At 41.5% G+C, this 9769-nt stretch carries 4 protein-coding genes and 1 pseudogene; 2 read left to right on the top strand and 3 right to left on the bottom strand.

The features are described 5' to 3' along the window. Positions 1 to 184 (top strand): annotated as a pseudogene (locus BQ7314_RS07835) (IS66 family transposase); the annotation flags it as partial. Between the two features lie 84 nt (positions 185 to 268). After that, a complete protein-coding gene (locus BQ7314_RS07830; protein ID WP_174483142.1) occupies positions 269 to 1039 on the top strand; it encodes a TatD family hydrolase in 771 nt (256 codons plus the stop codon). Positions 1040 to 1209: 170 nt separating this feature from the next. On the opposite strand, the gene BQ7314_RS07825 is transcribed toward BQ7314_RS07830, so the two are convergent. From BQ7314_RS07825 to BQ7314_RS07815, 3 genes are all read right to left on the bottom strand, one after another. Continuing rightward, a complete protein-coding gene (locus BQ7314_RS07825; RefSeq protein ID WP_174483141.1) occupies positions 1210 to 5127 on the bottom strand; it encodes a DUF3683 domain-containing protein in 3918 nt (1305 codons plus the stop codon). Positions 5128 to 5452: 325 nt separating this feature from the next. Continuing rightward, a complete protein-coding gene (glk, locus tag BQ7314_RS07820) occupies positions 5453 to 6445 on the bottom strand; it encodes a glucokinase (protein ID WP_174483140.1) in 993 nt (330 codons plus the stop codon). Further along, positions 6442 to 9672, bottom strand: a complete 3231-nt coding sequence (locus BQ7314_RS07815; protein ID WP_174483139.1) for a glycoside hydrolase family 15 protein — start codon at positions 9670 to 9672, stop codon at positions 6442 to 6444. Before BQ7314_RS07815 ends, glk begins: the two co-directional genes overlap by 4 nt. Between the last annotated feature and the right edge of the window lie 97 nt (positions 9673 to 9769).

Below are 9769 nucleotides of genomic sequence, written 5' to 3'. Positions count from 1 at the left end.
AAAAATCAGTGGAAGCACCCGAAGTGATGCAGGACGGAAAGCCAGAGATACTTTTGCCAGTCTAAAAAAGACCTGTCGAAAGCATGACTTATCATTTTGGGATTATTTGAAAGATCGCTTATTGGGTATAGGCGATATTCCTCCGTTATCGGAAGTCATCCGTGCGGCCGCTGCCTGTGGATAATGAGAAGTTACGGGTATCATTTGTATGTATTTGATTTACAATACCTAACAATTTAAAACTACCTCCTTAATTTACCGTTTTCCTATGTTAATTGATTCACACTGCCACCTTGATAAACTTGATTTAAGTCCTTACCAAAATGATTTTTCCTGCTTTATGGTGGAAGCAGAAAAACAAAAAATTGAACATATGCTGTGTATAAGTATTGATTTAGAAGCCTATCCAGCTATGTGTGATTTAGTTGCACCTTATCCGAATATTTCTTTGTCCGTCGGAGTGCATCCCAATGTTGATGAAGGACAAGACCCAACTGCAGATGAGTTGATTGCTTTAGCCGATAACCCGCGAGTTGTGGCGATTGGTGAAACAGGTTTGGATTATTTTCGTAGTGAAGGTGATTTGGCCTGGCAGCATGAACGCTTTATTAATCATATAGAAGCATCTAAAGCGACTAAAAAACCACTGATTATTCATACGCGTGAGGCGCGAGATGATACTTTGCGTATGTTAAAGGAAAATGGAGCTGATCAAGTGGGGGGGGTCATTCATTGCTTTACCGAAGATTGGGATTTTGCGCAGCAGGCGATGGATTTGAATTTTTATATTTCTTTTTCAGGTATTGTTACTTTTAAGAATGCTAAAGCTATTCAGGATGTCGCTAAAAAAGTACCAGCAGATCGTTATTTAATTGAAACAGATTCGCCTTATTTAGCACCTTCGCCTTTTCGTGGTAAGCCTAATTATCCAATTTATGTGCAGCATGTCGCGCAATATGTTGCGGATTTACGTGAGACTAGCTTTGATACGGTATCTCAGCAGTCAAATGAGAATTTTAGACGTTTATTTAATGTGTAGTGAATTTCCGGTTGGGTGTCAGGCGGGATAGTTTGGCCTGATTGGGGTGGGTGAGGGAAATAAATAAAACTTTGATTTTATTCTCCTCACCCCAGCCCTCTCCAGCAGGAGAGGGCGTTTATTATATTGAGCTCAAACCTTGTAGTTTGAGCCTTCTTATTGGGTATTGATTACACCAATACCCGCTCAATACCGCCTTTACTGGCTTGTTTAATATAGTTTTTCATCCAGTCCTTGCCTAATACTTTCTGGGCAATTTCTACCACGATATAGTCGGCTTCTAAGTCATCTACATCCCCTTTAAAGCGTTGTAAACCTTGTACACAAGAAGGGCAAGTTGTTAGGATTTTAACTGGGGCTTCATTACCTTGTTCACGCAATTTAGCGGTATCTTTATGTAACTCTTCTGATTTACGATGACGTACTTGTGTAGAGATATCGGGACGGCCTACGGCTAAGGTTCCTGATTCACCACAGCAACGATCAGATTGATTGATTGTTGCGCCCATCAGAGCATTAACCGTTTTCATCGGGTCTTGTTGTTTCAAAGGCGTATGACAAGGATCATGGTACAGGTATTGGCTACCTGTGAGACCTTCTAATTTGATCCCTTTTTCTAATAGATATTCATGAATATCTATCATGCGACAGCCAGGAAATATTTTGTCAAATTCATAATCTTGCAATTGATCCAAACAAGTACCACAACTAACGAGAACTGTTTTGATATCTAGATAATTTAAGGTATTAGCAACACGATGAAATAGCACGCGGTTATCCGTGGTAATCTGTTGTGCTTTATCAAATTCACCGGCGGCACGTTGTGGAAATCCACAGCATAAATAGCCTGGTGGCAATACTGTCTGTACGCCGATTTCATAAAGCATCGCTTGTGTCGCTAAACCCACTTGAGAAAATAAGCGCTCAGAACCACAGCCTGGAAAATAAAACACCGCTTCAGAGTCTGTGCGCGTTTTTTGCGGATCACGAATAATCGGTACGATTTCATTACTTTCAATACCCAAGAGTGCTCTAGCTGTTTTGCTGGGGAGTTTACCCGGCATTTTACGGTTAGTAAAATGAACCACATACTCTTTCATAGCGGGTTTGCCAATTGAAGAAGGCGGCTGTTTGAGCTGACCTTTACCCCACGGTCGAAGCAAGAAGTTACCCATGCGCTGTGCTTTATAAGACCATTCAATCAGCAATTTACGCATGATTTTAACGCTGCTCGGGCGGTCGGTTGATAAAAAGGCAATTGCTAGCGTTTTTACGGGGTTAAAGCTTTGTTTACCCATTTTACGTAATAAATTACGCATATTCATTGAAACATCGCCAAAATCAATATCGACAGGACATGGACTTTCACATTTATGACAAATCGTACAATGATCGCCAACGTCTTCAAATTCTTTCCAATGGGTAATTGAAATACCGCGACGCGTTTGTTCTTCGTATAAAAAGGCTTCAATCAACAAGGAAGTCGCTAAAATTTTATTGCGTGGCGAATACAATAAATTAGCGCTAGGTACATGCGTTGAACAGACGGGTTTACATTTTCCACAGCGTAAACAATCTTTAATAGAATCAGAGATAGCACCAATATCACTTTGTTGCATGATAATGGATTCATAGCCCATTAAGCTAAAAGAGGTTGTGTAGGCTGCGCGTAAGTCTGCGCCAGGCATTAACTTGCCTTTATTAAAGCGTCCTTCGGGGTCAACTTGTTGCTTGTATTCGTGGAAACTGGCCAGCTCTTCTTTGCTTAGGAATTCGTATTTTGTAATACCAATACCATGCTCTCCCGAGATAACACCATCCAAGGAGCGCGCCAAATCCATAATGTGCACAACGGCTGCGTTAGCTTCTTGCAGCATTTCATAATGATCGGAGTTGACTGGTATGTTGGTATGTACATTACCATCACCTGCATGCATATGTAGTGCAATAAAGACTCGGCCGCGCAACACATCTTTATGCGTCATATTAATCCGGTCAATGATTAAAGTGAAATTATTACCTTCAAAAATTTCTTTTAATACAGCTAATAATTCCTGTTTCCAAGAAACTCGAATTGAATGATCTTGTAAACGATGGAATAGAGTGGGGTTCTCAGTACGATTTGTGAGTTCGCTAGCTTTTATGTCATATTGCGCAAATGAGGCTTCGGCTTGTGCTAAGGGCAAATCAAGATTGTCGTACAGCCATTGCCAGCGATTGCGAACTTTTTCGACTTCTTGGAGTGCTAATTCGCGTCGATCGCCGATAAGTTCAGCTTTATCGATATCATCTTCGTAGTTACGTAAAGGTAGTTCACCTTGTAAAAATTGGCTGATTGCCTCACACATGCGTAGTTTATTGCGCATGGATAATTCAATATTAATGCGTTCGATACCATCGCAATAATCGCCCATACGCGGTAATGGGATAACCACGTCTTCATTAATTTTGAAGGCATTAGTATGCTTAGCAATTGCAGCTGTACGGGCGCGATCTAGCCAAAAAGTTTTACGAGCTTCAGGGCTAACAGCGATAAAACCTTCTGCACCACGGGCATTACAGAGACGTACGATTTCAGAAACAGCTAAAGCTACTTGATTTTCATCATCACCAACAATATCACCAAATAAGGCCATTTTAGGGCGGCCAAGGTGTTTGGCTTTGCTAGCATAGCCAACTGCTTTTAAATACCTTTCATCAAGATGCTCAAGACCAGCAAGCATAACGCGCTGATCACCCTCTTTAGGTAAAGTAGCTAAATAATCACGAATTTCAACAATAGCAGGGACGGCTTCGCGCACTTGTCCGTAAAACTCTAAGCAGAAGGTACGAGCCTGTGCTGGCATTTTGTGCAAAATCCAAGTCGCAGAAGTAATAATGCCATCGCAACCTTCTTTTTGTATGCCGGGCAAACCACCTAGGAATTTATCGGTAACGTCTTTCCCTAATTCGCCTTTACGAAACAAGCTGCCAGGAAGGTTTAGCGGCTCTTCAGATAGGAGTTTTTTACCACTGGTATCAAAACGCCTGAGAATGAAGTTAACTTCATCTTGGTCATGAATTTTGCCCAGATTATGATTGAAACGTTCAACTTCCAGCCAGTTGCCATCGGGTGTCACCATGCGCCAGGATAATAGGTTATCTAGTGCAGTACCCCATAATACCGCTTTTTTGCCGCCGGCATTCATGGCTACGTTACCGCCTATACAAGAAGCATCAGCAGATGTTGGGTCGCAGGCAAAGACTAATCCAGCACTATCGGCAAGCTCCATTGCGCGACGTGTGACGACACCAGCACCGGTATGCAGTGTGGCATAGGTCTGCTGGACACCTGGTAGTGTTGCTTCGTGTTCGACAGCACCCATTTCTAACAACTTTTCAGTGTTAATAACGGCAGAAAATTTTGTTAATGGTACTGCGCCACCAGTATAGCCTGTGCCGCCGCCACGAGGAATAATAGTCAGGCCTAGTTTGATGCAGTCACTGACTAAGAGACCAATTTCTTTTTCTGTACGCGGGTATAGCACGACAAACGGGTATTCTACTCGCCAGTCTGTCGCATCAGTAACATGTGAAACGCGAGCAAAACCATCGAAACAAATATTATCTTTGCGTGTATGCTTAGATAGTAACGCTGCAGTTTTGCGGCGCATCTTAACGCTAGTTTTGAAATGTTCTTCAAAATCATCTATTGCTTGATGTGCAGAACTAATTAATTGCGCCACACGCTTACCGCGTTTTGGGTGTTCGTCAGCATATTCAGCATGACGTTTTTCCATTTGCTTTAATCGATGGCGCAGTGCCTCTAGTAATGAATGACGACGCTTACGATTATTCAGTAAGTCATCTTCTAGGTATGGGTTGCGTTGTACCGCCCAAATATCGCCGAGTACTTCAAACAGCATTTGTGCAGAACGCCCAGTAACTCGCTCATCGCGTAGTTCATTTAAGGTACGCCAATTAGGTTCACCCAATAAACGGATAACGATTTCTCGGTCAGAAAACGAAGTATAGTTATAAGGAATTTCGCGTAACCTTGCAGGCGACGCCTCGGAGAATAGGGGGGATAGTTTTGAGTCCACAGACATGCAACTTATATAGTGTGGTAAATGAGTTTTATTCTAACATTGCCAGTAGGTAAGCGTAAATAAGCGAAGCCCAGTTGCGGCTAAGTAATTGAGTTTTGTGGTTATTTTTTACACGCCAAAGGAATAAGGTAATTGTTGTCTCGTTAGATTTAAACTTTAGATAAGTAATGATTGTGCTTGAATTTAAAAACTGTAAGCGCTTGAATAAATGATAAAACTGTGACTTTATAGGCCCACCTGAAAAATAGTCATCGTTTAGCCTGCTACTATTTATTTTAATCACTCAGCCAAATGGTTGAGGTGGAGAATGAAAGAACTTAAATGGTTACAAAAAATAATTAGCAGCACCTATTAAAGGTGTATTTGGGTTCATTGATAATTTAATGGATAGATCGCTGAGCAATGATTGAAAGCGACCTTTGGCTGTGAACGCACGTATGAAATTTTCGCTTTGCAGAGCAGGAAGAATTTTAGGGCTGATACCACCACCAATAAATACGCCCCCCGTTGCTAAACATTTTAAGGCTAGGTTGCCCGCTTCAGCTGCATAAAGTTCGACAAATAAACGCATAACTTCAATACAGATAGGAGCTTCTTGTTTAATACCTAAGCGAGAGATAATGGCGTTGCGATCGCCTGCATAGCTACTGCTATCATTTGGGCTTGGAACAGCAGGGCAGGCGGGTGCAAAACCTGTATCAACTAAAAAATCATAAAGATAACCGAAGCCATCACCAGAGAGCACTCGCTCCCAACTCACATGACTATTAAAGCGTTTACGCAGATAATTGAGTAGTTGATCTTGTTGTTTTGTTTGTGCGGCGAAATCAGAGTGCCCACCTTCAGTTGCAATAGGGTGGTGCTGTTGTCCGTCCCAATAAAGAATAGCCTGGCCTAAGCCGGTACCGGCAGCAATAACGGCAATATTGCCATGTTTATTTTTTGCGTGCGGGTTAAGCTCGATTAGATCTTCGGTAAGGCTATTAAGCATACCGATAGCCATGGCTTCTAAGTCATTGAGTAATTTGACTTTGCTGGTGTCAAATTTTTGCATCAGCTCTTGAGCATCTATTATCCAGGGTAGGTTTGTAGTTTGACAACGCTGATCGACAATCGGGCCAGCAATACCGAAACAAGCTGAGTCTATCGTCATATTCGGCTGCAGAAAAACCGATAAGATATCATTGAACTGTGGGTAGTCAGCGCTAGCAAATGTTTGCTCAAGTTTGCATTGTAACTCGACTTTGCCATTTTGATTGTTTTTGCTATATAACGCTAAAACAGTTTTTGTGCCGCCAATATCTCCTGCTAAAATCATGCCTGAACTCCTTGAATTTCGTTGTTTACGTTTAATAAATAATTTAAAGCATCGATAATTCCGTTTGCTACTTCGTTAGGTGGCAATTGATAAAATTCCTGCCAAGATAAAGCTTGATCTTGTTCATAGTGTGGCGCACGTTCTGGGTGTTTTTCCAGCCAACTAAGACGTACCGCATGGTTAATTAACGTATCAGTTAATATAGTGTCGTCAATTTTCAAATTAGGATTTTCTTGGAAAATAAGCGCTAATGCTTGCAGTGTTTCCATGGTTAATTGACGGAAGTCAGGGGATTGAATTTTGTCTAGCCTATGGTTAATTAATAAGACGAAACTTTGTTCTTGTGCGGTCATTTGCGCGAGTATCTCTTCGCTATCTAAGCGGCGATCATTGCTGAGCTTTTCACTGATGATTAAGCCTTTACAATGATGTAGTACCTCCCAAACAGCCGCGAAAAATGCTTCAGATTGTCGGCCGACACTACCGCGTTGTTCTCGCCATTCATGCCAATCCAGTGCTCTGCCTCGGTCTTTAGGATTAAGCTGTGTGGTAAATCGGGCGCAAGTGAGCTGGTTGCATTGTTTATCATAGCGGAGTAATTCACTGAGGCTTAATTGCGATTCTGAGTTTTGATAATCTGCTAAAGTTTCCTTTACTTGGCGCGCAATTTCATGTGGTGCTAAAGCAAGTAGAGTATCAAAGGCTTCCCCTAATGTGCAATCCATATGGCGTTGTAGGCGAATAATAATCAATTGCATAATATGTCCAACGCGTACAGTGTGCATATCAACAAATAAGTCAGGGTTAGATTTAATTAATACGCCTAGGTAGAGAATCAATTCTTGGGTAAGAATATGTACGTAAACATTGGGACTATTATAAGTACGAATTCTATCTAGAATTTCTATGCTACTGGCGGGGCGCTGAATCGTTGCTCCATTACTATATTCGCGGCCTACACTGATGCGTTTTTGGCGTACCAGCATATCGGTGATCGCTTGCTCAAGGTCAGCGTCGTATTTACCTAACAGCCCTGCACTGCGGCGGACTAAGCTCCAGATATTTTGGTTACCTGCCCGTGTATAAACCTCTTCAAACCAATCACGTAAGCAACATTGGTGATTTTCATTTTCCTGTAACTTAAAATCTATGCCATGTCGTTGGTTGAGTAAGTTTAGAATTTCAAACTGGGCATACAAGTTGCTGTTTGCGCTGAGCGTTTGAATGAGCGATTCATCATTTAATTTATTCCAGTCATTTAACACCCGTAGGTCAATGGGCGTTGTTGTCGTTATATCTAGGGGGGGTAATAGGCTGTCACAAGGCCGAGTGACTTCTTGAACGCATGTTTCGGGAAAACGAAAGTCATGCAAATAGTTGATTGTTTCATAGCTAGTCGTGTTGATGAATTCATTTAAACTACCTGACTGGACTGGGATACCGCGGATTTCTCCTTGTTGTAGTTCTGTCATGAATTCTAGTAAAAGTTGGTGGCCTTCATTATCCAACATATTATGTCTAATTAGAATGGCTACTAATGGCTTTCCTGGGCGATCCCAGTAATGGAAAATATAACTTAATTCAAGGCGCAAGCGATCTACCAGTAAACGGATATCTAAAGCTAAATAAAAACCGCGTTGGTCCATAAATTGAGGTAAAAAAACGATTGGCTTATCGTCTAGTTTGTACAGCAAAGAAGTGCCTAGCGCTCTAATTTGTTTACTTGGCCTACCACTTAAACCTAAACGTTTATTACGTCCAACTTGGGTTAGTGCTGCGACTAAATGGCTAGCTTCTCGAACCTGAATCGGTGCAATTTGGTCAAAAGTTTGTGTCTGAATACCAAGCTCATTTAATTTGCCTTGTACCACAGTATCTTCAGCAAGTAGAGTGAGTTGAACCTTGAGGTTAGGGTCACGATTGCAGTGTGTGCAATGGCCGCGACCTAAAGGGTCAATATCGTGAGTTTTTAATAGGCCGTCTTGGATCATTTCTCCCAAAATAAATAGACTCTGTGCCCAGACTAAAGGTATATTTTCATTGGGCACACGCTCTTGGCTATGTGGATTTTCACGTTCCGCTGCTATTTGATCTTTAGGTACAATATAGAGTTCTGGTAGTAATAATTGGCCATTATGCTCAACTAACAGGCCTTCTAATTTCTTGCGATACTCTCGAGCCTTTTCAGTATTGCCAGCAAATAAGTTATTGAGTAGTAAATAGCTAAAAAATAACGGCCATTCACACTCTATATCCATAAATTGTTTTAATTCATGAGATTCATAATACATGCGCTGGCGATCTTCAATGGCCACTTGGTGGCCATCAAGTAAAAAACGTTTACAGCCGTATTTTCCTTCTAATTTCTTACAAATATGCTGCTCAGTTTTTTTTAATAAGTCAGGATCTTCGACAGCAAATGCAGGGTAGCCGATAATGCTGAGTACTGCGGCATCAACTTCTTTAGAGATAGATTCGCGCGGTAATAGGGATTCTAAGGCGATATGCGAGCGGGCAATTTCATCGCTGAGCACATGAATAATAGAAGCTTGGTCGCCATGAGCGCCAAATAAATTAAATCCTGACATGGCTTCTAATGCCGCTTTAGCCATGCCGACTGAGCTAGCATTCAACTCAGCAATACCGTGATTACTTTTATTGCCACGCTCCCAAATACCATAATCAGGTGTGCGATAGGCACGACCTATATAATGGACTAGGTTTTGTATAAAATTGACTTCATCAATAGTAAAAATAATACGCAGACCAGAAGCGGTCATTTGTGCTAGCATCAATAAATAGAGTGAAGTAGCATCTAATTGCAAATGCCCCCATTCATGATCGCCAACCACGATATCGCCGGTATGGGTATCATATTTTGCATGTAAAGCATCCAGCGGATCTTGGGTATATTTAAAACGTTCTACTTTATGCGCTTGGCGCATCATCGATATTAATAAGCCACGCATTAATTTGACCACACTTTGTTCTAATTCATAAGTGCGCCCTTTGTTTTTGCCACTATGACGATAAGCCAGCGCAAGCCCCCAAGCTGCAAGAATGCTGTATACATTATCACGTACCCAAGCATCGGTATAATCACCATGAGCGGTCACTGCTGTACTAGCGGGTAATAAGCCAGTAATAGGGTCTTGCCGATCGAGAATGATGTTTTGTACTAGCTGGTAATAGTGGGCTAATGGTGACTTCGTATTTTTTTCTATCATTAATAAAGCTTTTTCAATAAGAAAATTAGTTTTAATAGTATCTTAAAAACTACCTCTCCCCGAGGCTACTTTTACGGGGAGTTTATATACCTTGATA

It is taken from the genome of methanotrophic endosymbiont of Bathymodiolus puteoserpentis (Logatchev) (genome assembly GCF_900128525.1).
GTDB lineage: Bacteria > Pseudomonadota > Gammaproteobacteria > Methylococcales > Methylomonadaceae > Methyloprofundus.
The sequence above is the reverse complement of the archived record's forward strand: the minus strand, read 5'-3'. Positions and strand labels throughout refer to the sequence as shown.

Bases quoted from the DNA above. Each gene is read 5' to 3' on its own strand.
- BQ7314_RS07830 (WP_174483142.1), top strand. From the start codon at position 269: ATGTTAATTGATTCACACTGCCACCTTGATAAACTTGATTTAAGTCCT.
- BQ7314_RS07825 (WP_174483141.1), bottom strand. From the start codon at position 5,127: ATGTCTGTGGACTCAAAACTATCCCCCCTATTCTCCGAGGCGTCGCCT.
- glk (WP_174483140.1), bottom strand. From the start codon at position 6,445: ATGATTTTAGCAGGAGATATTGGCGGCACAAAAACTGTTTTAGCGTTA.
- BQ7314_RS07815 (WP_174483139.1), bottom strand. From the start codon at position 9,672: ATGATAGAAAAAAATACGAAGTCACCATTAGCCCACTATTACCAGCTA.